Source organism: Mycobacterium asiaticum DSM 44297, assembly GCF_000613245.1.
Lineage (GTDB): Bacteria > Actinomycetota > Actinomycetes > Mycobacteriales > Mycobacteriaceae > Mycobacterium > Mycobacterium asiaticum.
Genome location: NZ_HG964936.1, coordinates 657,614 through 675,695, shown reverse-complemented (window position 1 = coordinate 675,695; position 18,082 = coordinate 657,614). Strand labels below are relative to the sequence as shown.

Annotated in this window: 17 protein-coding genes and 1 pseudogene; 7 read left to right on the top strand and 11 right to left on the bottom strand. The window is 68.0% G+C overall.

Annotation, left to right across the window (positions count from 1 at the left end):
* Positions 1 to 52: 52 nt before the first annotated feature.
* Together BN972_RS03270 and eccCb are read right to left on the bottom strand one after the other, a co-directional pair.
* Positions 53 to 1,252 (bottom strand): type VII secretion-associated protein, encoded by a 1,200-nt coding sequence (locus BN972_RS03270; protein ID WP_036352856.1) that lies wholly within the window; start codon positions 1,250 to 1,252, stop codon positions 53 to 55.
* Positions 1,249 to 4,770 carry a type VII secretion protein EccCb gene (eccCb, locus tag BN972_RS03265; protein ID WP_036352851.1) on the bottom strand — a complete coding sequence of 1,174 codons (3,522 nt, stop codon included), beginning with the start codon at positions 4,768 to 4,770 and terminating at the stop codon, positions 1,249 to 1,251. Before eccCb ends, BN972_RS03270 begins: the two co-directional genes overlap by 4 nt.
* A gap of 110 nt (positions 4,771 to 4,880) precedes the next feature.
* Here eccCb and eccD point away from each other — a divergent pair, with 110 nt between their 5' ends.
* Together eccD and mycP are read left to right on the top strand one after the other, a co-directional pair.
* Positions 4,881 to 6,206 (top strand): type VII secretion integral membrane protein EccD, encoded by a 1,326-nt coding sequence (gene eccD, locus BN972_RS03260; RefSeq protein ID WP_235192353.1) that lies wholly within the window; start codon positions 4,881 to 4,883, stop codon positions 6,204 to 6,206.
* A complete protein-coding gene (mycP, locus tag BN972_RS03255) occupies positions 6,203 to 7,501 on the top strand; it encodes a type VII secretion-associated serine protease mycosin (protein ID WP_390176176.1) in 1,299 nt (432 codons plus the stop codon). Before eccD ends, mycP begins: the two co-directional genes overlap by 4 nt.
* Here the strand turns inward: mycP and eccB are convergent.
* Positions 7,472 to 8,893 (bottom strand): type VII secretion protein EccB, encoded by a 1,422-nt coding sequence (eccB, locus tag BN972_RS03250; protein WP_280531797.1) that lies wholly within the window; start codon positions 8,891 to 8,893, stop codon positions 7,472 to 7,474. The genes mycP and eccB overlap by 30 nt on opposite strands.
* Before the next feature lie 85 nt (positions 8,894 to 8,978).
* Between eccB and BN972_RS03245 the strand changes: the two genes are divergently transcribed.
* Both BN972_RS03245 and BN972_RS03240 read left to right on the top strand, forming a co-directional pair.
* Positions 8,979 to 9,773, top strand: a complete 795-nt coding sequence (locus tag BN972_RS03245; RefSeq protein ID WP_036356388.1) for a cutinase family protein — start codon at positions 8,979 to 8,981, stop codon at positions 9,771 to 9,773.
* 32 nt (positions 9,774 to 9,805) lie between these two features.
* Positions 9,806 to 10,465, top strand: coding sequence for a cutinase family protein (locus BN972_RS03240; RefSeq protein WP_036352846.1), 660 nt, complete (start codon positions 9,806 to 9,808; stop codon positions 10,463 to 10,465).
* Here the strand turns inward: BN972_RS03240 and truA are convergent.
* From truA to infA, 8 genes are all read right to left on the bottom strand, one after another.
* Entirely contained in the window at positions 10,462 to 11,325 is an 864-nt protein-coding gene (gene truA, locus BN972_RS03235) for a tRNA pseudouridine(38-40) synthase TruA (protein ID WP_051545254.1), read from the bottom strand. The two genes, BN972_RS03240 and truA, sit on opposite strands and share 4 nt — an antisense overlap.
* Complete coding sequence (gene rplQ / locus BN972_RS03230) at positions 11,303 to 11,947, bottom strand: 50S ribosomal protein L17 (RefSeq protein ID WP_036352840.1); 645 nt, start codon at positions 11,945 to 11,947, stop codon at positions 11,303 to 11,305. Before rplQ ends, truA begins: the two co-directional genes overlap by 23 nt.
* Before the next feature lie 65 nt (positions 11,948 to 12,012).
* Positions 12,013 to 13,056, bottom strand: a complete 1,044-nt coding sequence (locus BN972_RS03225; protein WP_036352837.1) for a DNA-directed RNA polymerase subunit alpha — start codon at positions 13,054 to 13,056, stop codon at positions 12,013 to 12,015.
* An 82-nt stretch (positions 13,057 to 13,138) separates the two neighbouring features.
* A complete protein-coding gene (gene rpsD, locus BN972_RS03220; RefSeq protein WP_036352834.1) occupies positions 13,139 to 13,744 on the bottom strand; it encodes a 30S ribosomal protein S4 in 606 nt (201 codons plus the stop codon).
* Positions 13,745 to 13,759: 15 nt separating this feature from the next.
* Entirely contained in the window at positions 13,760 to 14,176 is a 417-nt protein-coding gene (gene rpsK / locus BN972_RS03215; RefSeq protein ID WP_036352831.1) for a 30S ribosomal protein S11, read from the bottom strand.
* 3 nt (positions 14,177 to 14,179) lie between these two features.
* Positions 14,180 to 14,554: a 30S ribosomal protein S13 gene (gene rpsM, locus BN972_RS03210; RefSeq protein ID WP_036352829.1), complete on the bottom strand. Its 375-nt coding sequence runs from the start codon at positions 14,552 to 14,554 to the stop codon at positions 14,180 to 14,182.
* A gap of 167 nt (positions 14,555 to 14,721) precedes the next feature.
* Positions 14,722 to 14,835 (bottom strand): 50S ribosomal protein L36, encoded by a 114-nt coding sequence (gene rpmJ, locus BN972_RS28030; RefSeq protein WP_003879483.1) that lies wholly within the window; start codon positions 14,833 to 14,835, stop codon positions 14,722 to 14,724.
* A gap of 40 nt (positions 14,836 to 14,875) precedes the next feature.
* Positions 14,876 to 15,097, bottom strand: a complete 222-nt coding sequence (infA, locus tag BN972_RS03205; RefSeq protein WP_003418601.1) for a translation initiation factor IF-1 — start codon at positions 15,095 to 15,097, stop codon at positions 14,876 to 14,878.
* 241 nt (positions 15,098 to 15,338) lie between these two features.
* Between infA and BN972_RS03200 the strand changes: the two genes are divergently transcribed.
* The 3 genes and pseudogenes from BN972_RS03200 to rfbB all read left to right on the top strand — a co-directional run bounded on the left by BN972_RS03200 (position 15,339) and on the right by rfbB (position 18,082).
* Complete coding sequence (locus tag BN972_RS03200) at positions 15,339 to 16,193, top strand: LLM class F420-dependent oxidoreductase (protein ID WP_036352823.1); 855 nt, start codon at positions 15,339 to 15,341, stop codon at positions 16,191 to 16,193.
* A 21-nt stretch (positions 16,194 to 16,214) separates the two neighbouring features.
* A complete protein-coding gene (locus BN972_RS03195; protein WP_036352820.1) occupies positions 16,215 to 17,075 on the top strand; it encodes an LLM class F420-dependent oxidoreductase in 861 nt (286 codons plus the stop codon).
* 10 nt (positions 17,076 to 17,085) lie between these two features.
* Positions 17,086 to 18,082: pseudogene (rfbB, locus tag BN972_RS03190) on the top strand (dTDP-glucose 4,6-dehydratase).

The following is an 18,082-nucleotide window of genomic DNA, read 5'->3' as shown; positions in this document are numbered from 1 at the left end:
GGATTGGACCGTCACGGACCCGATTCGGTTCCGTCTATTTGTCCCTAGCAGGTCACTGGACCGCGTGGGCCGAACGCACGGCCTGCTCGCAGGCGTCACGGACGGCATCCGGGGAGCGGGGCCGGCTCTGGCATCCGACGCTGATGCGCACGGATCCGTCCAGCAGCACTGTCCAGCGCACGTCGTGACCCGGCCGGACTTCGCGGTAGGTCACGGCGGGTCTGCCGGCGCTGAGGCCGGACGGGTCGAAGTCGACGAACACCCCCGCAGGTTCGGCGTCGATGGCTCGTCTGAGCCGGTCGGCGGCGCCAGTCAGCGTCTCGCCCGGTGTCGGCGATTGGGTGATGTGCAGCGCCACCTCCGGGTCCGCCGGCGAGGTGACCTGAACGCGGGCCGAGCCGGGCCCGGCGATTACCCGCTGGGTCAGCCAGGTCGCCGGCACGGTCAGCGCCACCTGGCCTTCCACCAGCACTGTCGTCGGGGCCGGTTGCGGCTCCGGCGATCGGGGCGGACCCCCGGCATCGGTGGCCGGCACCGAGACAGTGACCAGCGTGGTGACGACGCCCGTGGCAGCGACCGAGGCCGCAACACGCACTCGGGGCCGCGGCCGCACCGACGCTGGTCGGCCGAGCTGGTCACTGATCTTCGCGGCTGCTGCGGCGCGTCGGTGCAGCGCGGCGTCGTCGATCTTCGTCACGATGTGCCCGCGTGCCGTGAGGGCGGCGGCGATCTCCCCCGCGAGCAGCGGTGCGCCCGGCACTGCGCCGGGCGCATCCAGCAGCACCGCACCATATGGCGTCGTCATCCCGACGGCGTCTGCCACCTTCCCGGGGAGCCGTTTTTCCGTCCGGCGCGACACCGCGACGACCTCGCGTCCTGCGATCGCCACCAGTTGGTCGGCGACTTCCACCACCACCGTCGAATCCGCGGACCCTCCGCGAGTCAGCCACGACCGCGGCTGCACGGTGGCCTCGGTCAGGGTGGCTGCGGCCGCGGTGATCACGCCAACTCGTGGAGTCGGCCACCAGGACGGGTGCACGACGATCGGGCCACCGCTATGCCCGTCCGCCAGCGTGCGCAGTGCGGTCGTCCACAGTGAACCGACCGAGACGGGCTCCTCCCCCAGCAGCCCCACTGGATCGTCGATCGCCTCCAGCGCGGCCAGACCGACATCGTTGAAATCAGCTGTACCACAACATAACCGGTGCACCCCGGTCGGTCCCGCTGCGATGACGGCACGGTGTGGGGTCATGCCGGCGCGGCCCAGCCGACCTGAACCACCTGTTCGACACCGGGGCGGGTGATCAGCACCCCGCGGCCGGGCGGCAACGGCCCGACAGGCTGGGCGGCGAGCAGTACGCCGTCCTCGGCGCGTCCGCTCATCATCAGGCCTATGCAACCGAGATCGCGCAGGCCGGCGAGCAGCGGCTCGTACAAGGCACGCGCGGCACCTCCGCTGCGTCGCGCCACCACCAAGTGCAGCCCGAGATCTGTTGCGTACGGCAGGTATTCGAGCAGCGCGAGCAACGGGTTGCCGGTCGAGGCGGCGACCAGGTCATAGTCGTCGACGACGACATAGACGTCGGGACCGGTCCACCAGGACCTCGTTCGCAGGTGCGCGTGACCGACGTCAGCGGTGGGCATCCGGTTTCGGAGCAAACCGATCAGGTCCGGCAGCACCCTGGTCAACGCCGCCGGCGACATGGCATAACCGCCCAGATGCCCGTTCTCGACGACACCCATCTGGGTGCGCCGGTAGTCGACCAGGAACAGCTGGGCTTGCGCGGCAGTCTTGGTGCGGGTGATCTCCCGGCACAGGACGCGCAGGGTCGCGGATTTCCCGCATCTGTTGTCGCCCAATACAAGTAGGTGCCGGCCGTTGTCGAGATCGACGAAGACCGGCTGCAAGCGGGGTTCGCCGAGCCCGAGCAGCATCCGTCCGTCGGCGCCGGCCACGCTGCCGGCCAGGATGCCCCCGTGGTTCACCCGGGCGGGCATCTGCGGTACCGGCGGCGCCGCGGAACCGTCGCGGCGGAAGTCGACGCTCTCCAGCTCCGGCAGCGCGATCAGCATGTGCAGGCCCTCGGGGCTCAGACCGCGACCGGGATGGTCGCGGGGCACCTCTCGGGCTCGCCTGCGGTCTAGTTCGGAGTCCGCCGGATCACCGAGCCGCAACTCGATGCGCGTGCCGATCTGGTCTTTCAGCGCCGGCCTGATCTCCGCCCAGCGCGATGCCGACAGCACGACGTGCACACCGTACGAAAGTCCTTGCGCCGCAATTCTGGTGATGGTCTCTTCGAGGCCGTCGAACTGCTGGCTTAGCACCGCCCAGCCGTCGACGACGAGTATCACATCAGGGGAGTCCATACCGCGCCCGTCTCGGGCGGGGCACTCCCGCGTTCGCAGAATCGATTCCAGTTCGGCGACGATGCGCCCGACGAGTCCAGGCTGGGACCGCCCGGCCACCGCGCCGACGTGCGGCAGATCATCGAGCGCGAACAACCCTCCGCCACCGAAGTCCAGGCAGTAGAACTGCAGCCGCGAGGGGACGTGAGTGGCGGCCAGCGCGGTGAGCAGCGTGCGCAGTGCCGTCGACTTGCCCGCCCGGGGCGCACCCACCACCGCGATATTGCCTGCGGCGCCGGACAACTCGACCATCAGCGCAGTGCGCGACTGCTCGTAGGGCCGGTCCACCACACCGATCGGCACGGACAAATCCGCCAGCTCGCCGTCGCGCAACAGCGAGCCAACGGTCGGCGCAGTGCTCAACGGCGGCAGCCATACCGGGTGCGCGGGCGGTCCTTGGTCCCTGACCCGAGCGAGGACGACGTCCAGGACGGACGGCGCCGGCACTGGGATGGCTTCGGTGATTTCCCCGACGGGTTCAGCGGTGAACCTCCGTGGCACCACAGGCTCGGTGCTGATGGGCCGGGCGGGCGCACCCGGTTGTGAGACGAGCGCGCTCTGGAATCGGATCAGCTGCCCGCCGGCGGTGCGCAGGAGGCCGGCACCCGGTGCGTTGGGCAAGTGGTAGGCATCAGTTGTACCGAGCACGGTTCGTGATTCGCTCTCGGACAAGGTCTTCAGACACAGGCGATAGGACAGATGTGCCTCGAGCCCGCGCAGCCTTCCTTCATCGAGGCGCTGACTGGCCAGCAAAAGGTGCATCCCTAACGACCGCCCCAGCCGGCCGATTGCCACGAACATGTCCGCGAAGTCGGGATGCTGGCTGAGCAACTCGGAGAATTCGTCGACGATGATGAAAAGTGTTGGTAGCGGATCGGAGTCCGCGCGGCGCTGCTCGTAGGCGTTGATGCTGGCACAGCCCGCCGCGCGGAGCAGCCGCTGTCGCCGGCTGATCTCGCCGGCAAGCGATTCGCGCATTCGGACGACCAGCGGTGCTTCGTCGGCAAGGTTGGTGATCACGGCCGCCACGTGCGGTGCCGGTACAAAGTCGAGAAACGCCGCTCCGCCTTTGAAATCCACCAGTAGCAGGTTGAGCACCGCGGGTGAGTTGCGCGCGATCATGCCCAGGGCGACGGTGCGCAGCAGTTCCGACTTTCCCGACCCGGTGGCTCCCACGCACAGCCCGTGCGGCCCCATGCCCTGTTCGGCCGCTTCTTTGATGTCCAGGTTGACCGGTTGCCCGTCGACTGCGGTACCGATCGGGGCACTCAGCCGGTCGCGCCGGCGTTGGTTGCGCCACAGGGCAATCGGGTTGTCAAAATCGAGGAACAGGCCGCCCCCTGCGAGCGGTGCCGTGCCGGCGCGGGCCAGCAGGCGGCACGCGCACACGGTTGCCTCAAGCTCAGAAAGCTGGTCCGGGCAGGTCAATGTCTGCTGCCCGTCTGCGTGCCGGATCACGATGGATGTCCTGTGACGGCCGACTACCAGACTTATCGCACCCGGGACCGGCTCGGCGTCAGGCACGTCGACGATCACCACCACCAGCGGCGCCGCCCCCGCGGACAGTGCGATACGGGCCTGCGCGACGCTGCGATACACCATTCGCGCCGGCCCCAACCCGTCGGTCAGTCCGGGATGACGATTGTGCGGTAACCACTTCAGCCAATCCCACCCGACGCCGACGCCGACGATCGACATGTCCTCCGGCGCATAGCAGCACGCGAGCCGGCAAACGACGGCGCGCAGCATGCCCCGCACCTGCCGGCCGTCCCCGTCGACCGTGACCGCGTGACCGGGGCGCAGCCGCAGCACTGTCGGCGCCTCGATCGTGGCATGCAATTCGAGAAACCGTTGCATCGCCGTCACGGTGACCGGATCGCAGCGCCGTTCAGACGGAATCCGGGCGGCAACCAGACGGGTGCCGAGCGGCTGCCTCGCGACTCCAACCCGGACCCGGGCGCCTTCGGAGTCGCTCACCCGCCGCGCCCACAGCTGGGGATCAGCGCTCAACGTCCACAGACATTCGGGTTCCGGGAACTCCCGGATCAGCGACATGTATTGCGCACCGGCGACTTCGGTCACCTGACTGCTCATCTCGCTCAGGTACGCGAGGTACTCGTCACGGTCTGCATCGATCGACGCGCCGCGGCGCCGACCCCGACCGGCGATTGCGGTCACCACTGCCGAGGCCGACATCATCACCGGGAACAGCAGATAGGTCGGGTTACGAGCCACCGGCGAGCCGGCGACCGCTACACCGGCAGCCACTGCCATTGCAACGGCTGACAGCGCAACGGGCAGCAGCACGGCGAGCCGGCTCGGTTCCGTCTGCGGCACCTCGGGCGGTGCAGCGATTTCGATCACTCGGTCACCACTGTCACAGTTCGACGACGTTATGCCGCACAGATTTTCGTCGCAAGCCACCTGTGGACAAGGGGAAACTTGAGAGTCGAGGTCCGATTACCGTCCCGCTGATGGACCCAGTATCCACAACCAATATGCGCCGCGTCGCCGTCCACAGCGGCAGCGGCGACGTCGATTTAGCGTTGCCCGCCGACCTCCCAGTAACCGCACTGATCCCGGCCATCGTCGACCTGCTCGGCGGTCCGGACCCGGTGCCAGACCGCCACCTGCTCTGTACCTTGGGCGGACCACCGCTGTTAGGTGCGACGACCCTCGCGCAGAACGGCATCGAAGACGGCGCCACGCTCGTATTGCACCGCGAAGCGCCCCGGCCACCCAGCCGACCCCGCACGGACGAGGCCGAGACGGCACTGGCCGGGCTGGGCGATCCGGCTCAGCCGCGGGATACGTCCCACGTCACCGCCGCGCTCGGTGCGGTAACCGTGACCGCCGCCGGTGGGCTAGCGCTGATCCGAAACACGTTCAGCACCAATCAACCTGATCTGAATAGCGCTCTTACGACGGGCTTCGCAGCGGTCGCCGCGCTGTTCCTGGCCGCAGCGGTACAGCGGATCTACCGCCAGTCCACGGCCGCGCTGACCTTGAGCCTTATCGCCGCCATGTTCGCCGCGCTCACTGGGCTGGTCGCCGTTCCTGGCGCCCCCGGCGGTCCGCACGTGCTGCTCGCCGCCATGGCGGTTGCCGCCTCGGCCGTCGTGTCGATGCGCTTGATCTCCTGCGGGGTAACCGTATTGACCGCGCTGGCCTGCTGCGCGCTGATCGGCGCGGCGGCCGCGACGACCGCCGTGTTGACAGCGGCACCGCCCCACGTCGTCGGAGCGGTGACCGCGCTGTCATGTCTGGGTTTGATTGAGGTGGCACCCCGGCTCTCGATGCGGCTGGCCGGTCTGTCACCTGGACTCCCCGACGACAGGACAGTGGCAGACAACACAGCTCACGCCGATCGTTGGTTGACCAGTCTGCGGGCCGCTTTCGCGGTCGGCGCCGGCACGGCTGCCGTGGTCGCCGCGCTTACCAGCCGGCGGGCCATTCTCCTTGCCGCCCTGACGGCGGGACTGCTGCTACTGCACGCCCGGCTGGATCGCAGACGAAAGTTGGTGTTCGCCTATACCGGAATGGTCACTGCCGCAGTTGTTCTGGTGATCGCGGCCGGGCACTTGCCGCCCCGCGGACCGTGGATCGCCGCGGTGACGACGGCCTCGGCCGCAGCGGCTATGTACCTGGGCTTCATCGCACCCTCAATCTCGCTCTCGCCGGTCGCGCGGCGCGGCGTCGACGCTCTGGGGTGTGTGACGCTGGCCGCAGCCGCGCCGTTGGCTTGTTGGACCTGTGGCGCCTTCGGGGCAGTCCGCGGCCTGGACCTGTTGAGCGCGTGACGGCCCGCGCGGTGGCTCGCTTGCTGCTCGCGGCCGCGTTGATGGCGCCGTTCTCCACACCGTTGGCCCGTGCGGTCTCACCACCACCGGTCGACGAAAACTGGCTACCCGCAGCCGCATTACCGTCTCCGTCCGCGCCCACCGTGCAGCGAGAGGTGTGCGCGGCGGCAGCCGCGGACCCGGCCCTGACCGGTATGCCTGCCCAGGTCGCTGACATGGACCTGCCGCGGATCTGGCAGCTCAGCCGGGGCACCGGGCAACGTGTCGCGGTGATCGACACCGGTGTCCGGCGCCACCCCCGGTTATCGAGCTTGGTGGCCGGCGGTGACTACGTGTCGGTTGGTGACGGTACCCAGGACTGCGACGCACACGGCACGCTGGTGGCCGGGATAATCGCGGCGAGGGCTTCCGAAACCGACCAGCTCAGTGGCGTAGCGCCCGAGGCCACGGTGATCAGTATCCGGCAATCCAGCACCCGGTTCTCCCCCGTAGGCGACCGGTCCGGTCGGGGCCTCGGCGATGTTCAGACAATGGCGAAAGCAGTCCGTACCGCAGCGGATATGGGCGCGACGGTCATCAACATCTCGTCGGTGGCATGCGTCGCGTCCGCAGACACGCTCGACGACCGCGCCCTGGGCGCGGCGATCGCATACGCGGTCGACGTCAAGAACGCGGTGGTGGTGGCCGCCGCCGGCAATAGCGGCGGCGCATCGCAGTGCCCGCCGCAACCGGCCGCCGTCAGCCCCGCCTGGTACGACGACTACGTACTGACCGTCGGTTCGGTGAATCCTCAGGGCGTGCCGTCCTCTTTCACCCTGGCCGGGCCCTGGGTCGACGTTGCCGCGACCGGTGAGGGCGTGACCTCACTGAGCCCGATCAACGACGGGATCGTCAATAGCGTTGCCGGACAACCGCTGTCCGGCACCAGCTATGCCGCGCCCGTGGTGAGCGGCCTTGCCGCGCTGATCCGGGCGCGTTTTCCGGCATTGACCGCGCGTGGGGTGATGCAGCGCATCGAGACGACCGCCCACCATCCGCCGGCGGGTTGGGATCCGGCCGTCGGCAACGGCGTCATCGACGCGCTGGCCGCGATCAGCACCGGAACCGTCGGGCAGATCGGCACACCCGGCTCGAGGCCGGTGGACTTGCCCGCACCAACGACACGGCAGCCGTCCGACAAGCGGCCGCGCGACACCGCTTTTCGGGGCGCCGCCAGCTGTCTCGTGGTGCTGCTGGTGGCCGTAGCCTCAGTCACGCTCCGGCGACTACGGCGCCAGCGTGTCCCGGCCGACTGACGCCTTCGCCCTGCTCAGCTCCGGTCCGCATGGCAACGCCGCCAGCACCGCCCACGGTGCAGGCGCTGGCGTCGTCGGGAGACCGAGATCGTGGGCCGCCTCGTCGTCGGCAACGGCGAACCGCACTCCGCTCTCGGTTACGAGGAAGCGCGGCGCGCTGCGAGGGCTGGTGCCGGTCAGCGGCTGCGCCGACACAAACGCACTGCGGCCAGGCGGTAATTGGACGGCGTCCACGGCCGGCCCGCGGCCGTCGGCTTGCGCCAAGCTCGCGGGCTGCTCTCCGGCCCGCAGGGGCACAGCGCTGCCCGCCACCAGGGCGATACCGGCCGGACCCGATCGCGCCGGCGTCCAGACCGCGCACACCACCGCAGTCATGTCCAACACAGGCGCCCGCTCGGGGAACGCAGCGGTCGGCAATCCGTCGACGATCGGTGCGTTACGCAGCGCGTCGGGCGCTACCGTGACGGCGTTGACGCTGCCCTGCGCGTCGCCGAACCGGAGCAGGTCTGCGGCGACCTGCCCGATGCGCTGAACCCCGTCGGCCAGCACGACGTAGTGCTCCTCGCCCCCTGCGCGTGTGATCCGCAACACAGTGCCCACCGGAATCCCGGGCAGCCATGCTCGCGGCGGTCCGCCCGCCTGTCGAATTCGGGGAACGGCGATGGCCGGTACCTCGGGGACGGCGCTCAGCAAAGTCGGCGACACGATACGCGGAGTCTGCCCCGAGAGGTTCAGCGCGCGCACCACCGCGTGATCCGTCAAGTCGACCAACGCGCGGGAACCGCGGTAAAACAGGTAGGGCTGGGCCCCGGGATCGGTGGCGACCAGAAACGCGCGGTCAGCGCCCAAGGCGCCTTCAGACGTCCCCGCCGGTGGCCCGACAAGCACAGTTGTCCCCGCGTCACCCTCGCCGTCGCAAACCGTCCAGACCGACTCCGCCGCCGGCAGCGCCGGGCTGAGCTGCTGCGGTGCGCCCAGGATGCCGAGAGACGGGCCACGTTTGGCGCGCGCCAGGTCAGACTCCCGCACCGGTCGCGGATTGGCGTCCGTACCCGCGATCAGCCGCGCCGAGGCCAGGTTCGGCACCGGATGCCAGGTGTCGCCCACCCGCACGTACAAGGCGCCCGATACCTGGCCCATGGCAATCGGTGCGTCGGACAGTGCGAGTTGCGGTCGCAGGCGACCCATCAAGCCGGTTCCGGCCAGGGCCACCGCCGAAAGCACAGCACCAAGCACCAGCGCAATCCGCCGCGAGCGGTCGACCGCGCGATGATCGCCACCCAGCAACGCGCGCTCCAGGCGCCTCCTGCGGTATCGGTATGCGCTGACGTGCAGCCAGGTGGTGGTGTCCAGCCGCCCTGCACCCCCAATACGTTGCCCGAGTCGCCTCACGGTAGGCCGCTCACCGGCCCGCTGCGTGCACTTATCCACAGGCGCGGAGATGATGCTCCGCCGGCCGCCGTATAAAATTCCCCAGGTGCGTAAAGACCCCATCATCCGCCTAGCCGGTCGGGCCGGTGTGGGCGCCGCCGCTGTGGCGGCCACTGTTCTGCTGGTCAACCCGCTCGGCGCAACCCCGTCGGCGTCCGCCGACGACTGCCCGGATGCCGAGGTCGTCTTCGCCAGAGGGACCAACGAGCCGCCCGGCCTGGGCCGGGTGGGCGATGCGTTCGTCGACTCGCTGCGCCAGCAGGCGCCCGGAGTCAACATCGACACCTATGCGGTGAACTATGCGGCCAGCAAGTTGCAGCTACACGGCGGCGACGGTGCCAACGACACGATTTCGCACGTCAAGAAAATGGCGTCGTCCTGTCCGAACACCAAGATTGTCCTGGGTGGTTACTCACAGGGCGCCTCGGTGATGGACATCGTGGCCGGTGTGCCGATCGGCGGCATCAGCTTCGGCAGCTCGCTGCCGCCCGAATACGCCGGCAACATCGCGGCGGTCGTGACGTTCGGCGACATCGCCGATCGTGCCGGCGGGTCGCTTCCGACCAAGAGTGCGCTGCTGGGCGCCAAGGCCGTGGACTACTGCAACCCCACCGACCCGATCTGCCACGCCGGGGCCGGGAACGAGTGGACCGGCCACACCGAAGGCTACGTCCCGACCTACACCACGCAGGGCGCCGCCTTCGTGGCACCCAAGCTGATGAACGGCGTCCCGCACATGCCCGGCCAGCTGCCCCTTCCGCAGCTGCCGCTGGTACCTCCGGGCTCGGTGCCGCAGGTACCCGGCGCACCGGCCACCGCGCCGGTGGTGCAGGTGCGCTGACACGGGTCCGGTAGCCCCTACTATTTCGGTCCATGAGGCTGAACCCCTTGGGCTGCAAGCGACCCCGCATCGCCACACTCGCGGCCGCCGCACTCGCGGCCGCCGCGCTGTTGGTTGCCCCGCCGCTGGCGCCGCCGGCCCACGCGTCCTGCCCGGACGCCGAAGTGGTCTTCGCGCGCGGAACCGGTGAACCGCCGGGTCTGGGCCGGGTGGGCAATGCGCTGGTCGGATCGCTCCGACAGAAGACGGGCAAGAACATCGGCGCCTACGGGGTGAACTATCCGGCGAATAAGGACTTTCTCGCCGCCACCGACGGCGCCAACGATGCCAGCGACCACGTGCAGCAGATGGTCAACAACTGCCCGGGCACCAAGCTCATTCTGGGCGGATACTCTCAAGGCGCCGCGGTGATCGACATCGTCACCGCCGCACCGCTACCCGGCCTCGGCTTCACCCAGCCGCTGCCGTCCGATGCCGCCGAGCACGTCGCCGCGGTGGCCCTGTTCGGCAACCCCTCGGGACGAGCCGGCGGACTGATGAACGCACTGAGTTTCCAGTTCGACGGCAAGATCGTCGACCTGTGTAATGAGGGCGACCCGATCTGCTCGGACGGCAACCAGTGGAAGGCACACACCGGGTATGTGCCCGGCCTGACCAACCAGGCCGCAAGTTTCGTCGCCGGTAAACTCTAACGGGGCGAACGGATGTCGCGGGTGATCAGCGTACGGGCACCGAGTTCATCGTCGGGCGGATAGTCCACCGCAACCAGCGTCAGTCCCTGTGGCGGTGCGGCCGCGAAATCGCTGGATCGCTCTGTCGCGCCGAGTAATTGGCGGCACCACGACGGTGTGCGCCGGTGTTCGCCGACGGCCAGTAGCGCCCCCATCAGCGATCGCACCATCGACCAGCAAAACGCGTCGGCGCTGACGTGTGCCGTGATCAGGTCACCGTCGCGGGAGAAGTCCAGCCGCTGCAGTTCCCGGATTGTGGTGGCGCCTTCGCGACGACGGCAGAAGGCGGCGAAATCGTGTAGCCCCAACAATTCTCGAGCCGCGACGGTCATGGCGTCCACGTCCAACGGGCGCGGCCAGGCGGTGACGAACCGTGCCCGCTGTGGCACCACCCCGTACGGCGCGGTCGACAGCTGGTAGACGTAATGGCGGCGCAACGCCGAGAACCGTGCGTCGAAACCGGCCGGCGCCCGGGCGATGTCCAGCACCCGGACGTCGGCGGGCAGGAACCTGCCCAGCCGACGCACCAGCGAGAGGAACTCCGGATCCTCGCGACGGGTAGACCGCGAGTAGGCATTCGACACGGCATCGGCCGGCACATCGGCGTGCGCCACCTGCCCGGTGGCGTGCACACCCGTGTCGGTGCGGCCCGCCGCGCGCAGCCGCACCGGCGCGCGGAACACGGTCGTCAGTGCCTCATCGAGCACACCGGCGACCGTGCGCAAACCCGCTTGCGCCGCCCAACCCGCAAAATCCGTTCCGTCGTAAGCGATGTCGAACCGCAGACGGACGACTTCGCTAATTCTCGGGTGCCTCGTCAGCGGCCTCGTCGGCGGCTTCTGCGCTGGCCTCGTCGGTGCCCTCGGTGGCACCTTCGCTGGCTTCGGTGTCGCTCTCGACGCCCGCCTGCGGCGTCGCAGCCGCAGCCTCCGGAGTGGCTTCGGTGTCGGTCGCAGCCTCGTCGGCGGCCGAATCGTCCACCGCTTCCGGCTCAACGGCGGCCTGCGGTGCCGCGGCCGCCGCTTCGGGCGCCGCCTTCTTCGAGGCCTGCACCCGCCGCGCCCGGTCGGCTTCGGACGTCACCGTCTTCTCCCGCACCAGTTCGATGACGGCCATCGGAGCGTTGTCACCCTTGCGCGGCTCGACCTTGATGATGCGGGTGTAGCCGCCGTCGCGGTCGGAGAAGAAGGGCCCGATCTCCGCGAACAACGTGTGCACCACGTCCTTGTCCCGGATCTTCTTGAGCACCTCGCGGCGGTTGTGCAGCGTGCCCTTCTTGGCGTGGGTGATCAGCTTCTCCGCGTACGGCCGCAATGCCCTGGCCTTGGGCTCGGTGGTCTTGATCCGGCCGTGCTCGAACAACGAGGTAGCCAGGTTGGCCAAGATCGCCTTCTGGTGCGCAGACGACCCGCCGAGGCGGGGGCCCTTGGTGGGCTTGGGCATTGCGACTTCTCCTAAATGGGGCCGGTCCCCGTATCAGGTAGGACCGGGACGGATTTGCTTGGAGCTTAGAGCTGCTCGGTTTCGGCGTAGTCCTGGTCGTCGTACGCACTCTCGGTGGACCAGGTACCGGTGGCCACGTCGTAACCGGCGACCTCGGACGGGTCGAAGCTCGGCGGGCTGTCCTTGAGCGACAGACCCAGCTGGTGCAGCTTGACCTTGACCTCGTCGATGGACTTCTGACCGAAGTTGCGGATGTCGAGCAGGTCGGACTCGGTGCGCGAGACCAGTTCGCCGACGGTGTGCACGCCTTCGCGCTTGAGGCAGTTGTAGGACCGCACGGTCAGGTCCAGGTCGTCGATCGGCAGCGCGAACGACGCGATGTGGTCCGCCTCGGCCGGCGACGGCCCGATCTCGATGCCCTCGGCCTCGACGTTGAGTTCGCGTGCCAGGCCGAACAATTCGACCAGCGTCTTACCGGCCGAAGCCAGCGCGTCGCGCGGCGTGATCGAGCTCTTGGTCTCCACGTCCAGGATCAGCTTGTCGAAGTCGGTGCGCTGCTCGACACGGGTCGCGTCCACCTTGTAGGTGACCTTGAGCACCGGCGAGTAGATGGAATCGACTGGGATGCGGCCGATCTCGGCACCGGAGGCCCGGTTCTGCACGGCCGGGACATAACCGCGGCCACGCTCGACGACGAGCTCCACCTCGAGCTTGCCCTTGTCGTTCAGGGTCGCGATGTGCATGGACGGGTTGTGCACCGTGACACCGGCCGGCGGCACGATGTCGCCCGCGGTGACCTCACCCGGGCCCTGCTTGCGCAGGTACATGGTGACCGGCTCGTCCTCCTCAGAGGACACGACCAGACCCTTGAGGTTCAGGATGATGTCGGTGACGTCTTCCTTGACGCCGGGCACGGTGGTGAATTCGTGCAGCACGCCGTCGATGCGAATGCTGGTCACCGCCGCGCCGGGGATCGACGAGAGCAGCGTGCGACGCAGCGAATTGCCCAGGGTGTAGCCGAATCCGGGCTCCAGCGGTTCGATGACGAACTGGGACCGGTTGTCGTTGAGGATGTCCTCGGACAGGGTGGGCCGCTGAGAAATCAGCATGGTGTTTCTTCTTCTCCTTCTCGGCACCCGCTATTTGATGCCGTTAGGTGTCCGCCGCTGCGGTCGCAGCGCCGGAAGTCTGTTACTTCGAGTAGTACTCGACGATCAGCTGCTCGGTGAGCGGGACGTCGATCTGCGCACGGTCGGGCAGCTGGTGGATCAGGATGCGCTGCCGCTCCCCCACCACCTGCAGCCAGCTCGGGATCGGGCGGTCGCCCGCGGTCTCCCGCGCGATCTGGAACGGCACCGTGTTCAGCGACTTGTCGCGCACATCGATGATGTCGTACTGCGACACCCGGTAGCTCGGGACGTCGACGCGTACGCCGTTGACCGAGAAGTGGCCGTGGGTGACCAGCTGGCGGGCCATCCGTCGGGTACGCGCGAGACCCGCGCGGTACACCACGTTGTCCAGCCGGCTCTCCAGGATGCGCAGCAGCTCCTCACCGGTCTTGCCGGATTGGCGCGATGCCTCTTCGTAGTAGCGACGGAACTGCTTCTCCATCACGCCGTAGGTGAAGCGAGCCTTCTGCTTCTCCTGTAGCTGCTGACGGTATTCGCTCTCCTTGATCCGCGCCCGGCCGTGCTGGCCGGGCGGGTAGGGCCGCTTCTCGAAGGACTGGTCGCCGCCGACGAGGTCGGTGCCCAACCGGCGCGACTTGCGGGTGATGGGTCCGGTGTAACGAGCCATATCAGTTCAACCCTCCTAGACGCGCCGACGCTTGGGCGGGCGGACGCCGTTGTGCGGCTGCGGCGTGACGTCGGAAATCGCACCGACCTCCAGGCCGGCCGCCTGCAGCGAACGGATCGCGGTCTCGCGGCCCGAGCCCGGGCCCTTGACGAACACGTCGACCTTGCGCACCCCGTGCTCCTGAGCTTTGCGGGCGGCGTTCTCCGCGGCCAGCTGCGCGGCGAACGGCGTCGACTTCCGCGAGCCCTTGAAGCCGACGTGACCCGACGACGCCCAGGCGATGACGTTGCCCTGGGGGTCGGTGATCGTCACGATCGTGTTGTTGAAGGTGCTCTTGATGTGGGCGGCACCGTGCGGAACGTTCTTCTTTTCCCTGCGGCGGGTCTTCTGCCCCTTCTTGGGACCGCCGGCGGATGCTTTCTTCGGTGGCATCGGTTACCTGGCCTTCTTCTTGCCTGCGATGGTGCGCTTGGGGCCTTTGCGGGTCCGCGCGTTGGTCTTGGTCCGCTGGCCGCGCACCGGCAGTCCGCGGCGGTGCCGCAGGCCCTGGTAGCAGCCGATCTCGATCTTGCGACGAATGTCGGCCTGCACCTCACGACGCAGGTCACCCTCGACCTTCAGGTTCGCTTCGATGTAGTCGCGCAAGTGGGTGAGCTGGTCATCGGTCAGATCCTTGGTGCGCAGATCCTTGTCGATGCCGGTGGCCGCCAGAATCTCGTTCGAGCGGGTACGGCCGATGCCGAAGATATAGGTCAGCGCGATCTCCATCCGCTTGTCACGCGGGAGATCGACGCCTACTAGTCGAGCCATAGGTGGCGTTTCCTCTTTCTCAGCGGAGGTCTTTTCCCAGTCCGTTCCTCACCTGTTGGCGAGGGCCCGGCCTCCGTCCGGGCGTAGGTGAGCGGCGTATCCGCTCACTGGTACTGGGAGGTCTGCATTCAGTTGTGTGCGGGCGCCCAAAGAGGACTAGCCCTGACCTAACCCTGCCGCTGCTTGTGGCGCGGGTCGGAGCAGATCACCATGACCCGTCCGTGCCGACGGATCACCCTGCACTTGTCACAGATCGGCTTGACGCTCGGGTTCACCTTCACGGCAGTCTCGGTCCTGTTCTCTGGTCTTGGGGGTGGTTCGTTACTTGTACCGGTACACAATGCGGCCCCGGGACAGGTCGTAGGGAGACAACTCCACTACCACGCGGTCCTCGGGCAGGATGCGGATGTAGTGCTGCCGCATCTTGCCGCTGATGTGGGCGAGCACCTTATGGCCGTTCTCCAGCTCAATGCGAAACATCGCATTGGGCAGGGGCTCGACCACGCGGCCCTCGACCTCGATGGCACCGTCCTTCTTGGCCATTACTTTTCGGCGATCCTCTACCTTGTTGTCCGTGCTCCTGGTTGGGCGCAGCATTCGTCCGGACTACAAACCGTGGGCCGGTGATGGAAATTCCGATTAGAAATTTCAGACAGGGCACGCGAAGAGCCGGCACGGACGCCGCACCGTTGGTCCACGATACCCGCACCGTCGCTCCGGACGCAAAATCGCCCGGTTCGCTCTGCGCGGAATAGCGCCGCCCGGCCTGCCGGTTAGACCAACCATGACCGATTCCCAGGCAGGTTCAGCCCCCAGCAAGCCCGATCTAGGCCGGTTCGGATCGTTCGGCCGCGGCGTCACTCCCCAGCAGGCCAAGGAGATCGAAGCCTTGGGTTACGGGGCGGTCTGGGTGGGCGGCTCACCGCCCGCCGAGCTGGACTGGGTCGAACCGATCCTGGCGGCGACGACCACCTTGCAGGTGGCCACCGGCATCGTCAACATCTGGACCGCGGCGGCTGGTCCGGTCGCCGAATCGTTCCACCGGATCGACCGGGCCTACCCCGGGCGCTTCCTGCTCGGAATCGGCGTGGGCCATCCCGAGGCGCACGCCCAGTACCGCAAGCCCTACGACGCGCTGGTGGAGTACCTCGACCAGCTTGACCAGCACGGCGTGCCGGCCAACCGCCGGGTGGTGGCGGCGTTGGGCCCGCGGGTCCTCAAACTCTCCGCGCAGCGCGCGGCCGGGGCCCACCCGTACCTGACCACGCCGGAACACACGGCGCAGGCCCGGGAATTGATCGGGCCGTCGGCGTTTCTGGCTCCCGAGCACAAGGTGGTGCTGACCACCGACGCCGAGAAAGCCCGTGCCGTGGGCCGCAAGGCCCTCGACATCTATCTCAACCTCGCCAACTACCTCAACAGCTGGAAGCGGCTGGGCTTCACCGACGAGGACGTCGCCAAACCGGGCAGCGACCGACTTGTGGACGCGGTCGTCGCCTACGGAACCACCGACGCCATCGCCGCGCGGCTGCGCGAGCACCTCGACGCGGGGGCCGACCACGTCCCGGTGCAGGTGCTGACCCGCAACGAGGATCTGGTGCCGGCATTGGCCGAACTGGCCAAGGCGCTAGGTCTGTGAAAGACGGGTATAGGTGGGCAAGTGACTGACGCAGTTTCACTCAAACCCGACCTGGGACGGTTCGGCGTCTGGCTGGGCAGCCGGTCGATCGCGCCGGAGTTGGCCGAGGAAATCGAATCCCTCGGTTATGGCGCCGCCTGGATCGGCGCGTCGCCCGACGCCGACTTGGCGTGGGTCGAACCCGCGCTGGCACAGACCGACCGGCTGCAGCTGGCCACCGGGATCGTGAACATCTGGGCGGCACCGGCCAAGGCCGCCGCCGCCTCGTTTCACCGCATCGAAACCGCCCATCCGGGCCGGTTCGTCCTCGGGGTCGGCGTGGGCCATCCCGAGCACACGCAGCAGTACCAGAAGCCGTACGACGCGCTGGTGTCCTACCTCGACGTCCTCGACAACGCGATGGTGCCGAACAGCCGCCGGGTGCTGGCCGCGCTCGGACCGCGGGTGCTGCGCCTGGCAGCTCAACGCAGCGCGGGCGCCCACCCGTACCTGACCACACCCGAGCACACCGGCCGGGCGCGTCAGCTGGTGGGAAACACCGTCTTCTTAGCGCCCGAACACAAGGTCGTGCTCACCACCGACGCCGAGGAGGCCCGGGCGATCGGACGCAAGTTCGTCGACTTCTACCTGGGCCTGAGCAACTACGTGAACAACTGGCTTCGACTGGGCTTCACCGACGAGGACGTGCGAAAGCCTGGCAGCGACCGGCTGATCGACGCCCTGGTCGCCTACGGCACTCCGGACGCGATCGCGCGACGCCTGCACGAACACTTGGACGCCGGTGCCGACCATGTCGCCATCCAGGTACTGGGCGCCGCGCAGCCCGAGCAGCTCACCTCGGTACTCGGCGAACTGGCAGGATCGCTGGACCTCACCCGTTAGGGTTGCCCCCATGCGGCTGCTAGTCACCGGCGGGGCGGGTTTCATCGGCGCGAATTTCGTGCACAGCGCGGTGCGCGAATATCCCGAGGACGCGGTGACCGTCATCGACGCCATGACCTATGCGGGCCGGCGGGAGTCGCTGGCCGACGTTGCAGACGCCATCCGGCTGGTCGAAGGCGACATATGCGACGCCGACCTGGTGAACCGGTTGGTCGCGGAGTGCGACGCCGTCGTACATTTCGCCGCCGAGTCCCACGTCGACAACGCACTCGACGACCCGGAACCGTTCCTGCACACCAACGTGGTCGGCACGTTCACCATCTTGGAAGCGGTACGGCGACACGGTGTGCGGCTGCACCACATCTCCACCGACGAGGTCTACGGGGATTTGGAGCTCGATGACCCACAGCGGTTCACCGAGTCCACGCCGTACAACCCATCGAGTCCGTACTCGGCGACCAAGGCGGGCAGCGACATGCTGGTCCGGGCGTGGGTGCGTTCCTACGGCGTGCAAGCGACGCTGTCCAACTGTTCCAACAACTACGGGCCGTATCAGCACATCGAGAAGTTCATCCCGCGCCAGATCACCAACGTGCTCACCGGCCGCCGGCCCAAGCTGTACGGCAGTGGCCACAACGTCCGCGACTGGATCCACGTGGAAGATCACAACAGCGCGGTGCGGCGAATCCTGGAAAAGGGCGAGATCGGCAAGACCTACCTGATCAGTTCCGAGGGCGAACGCGACAACCTGAGTGTGCTACGCACACTGCTGCGGTTGATGGGGCGCGAACCCGATGACTTCGATCACGTCACCGACCGCGTCGGTCACGATCTGCGCTACGCGATCGACCCGTCCCTGCTCTACCGCGAATTGGGTTGGGCGCCAAAGCACACCAATTTCGAAGACGGGGCTGCGGGCGACCATCGACTGGTATCGGGAGAACGAATCATGGTGGCGCCCATTGAAGGACGCCGCCGAAGCGCGCTACGAGGAACGCGGTCAGTGA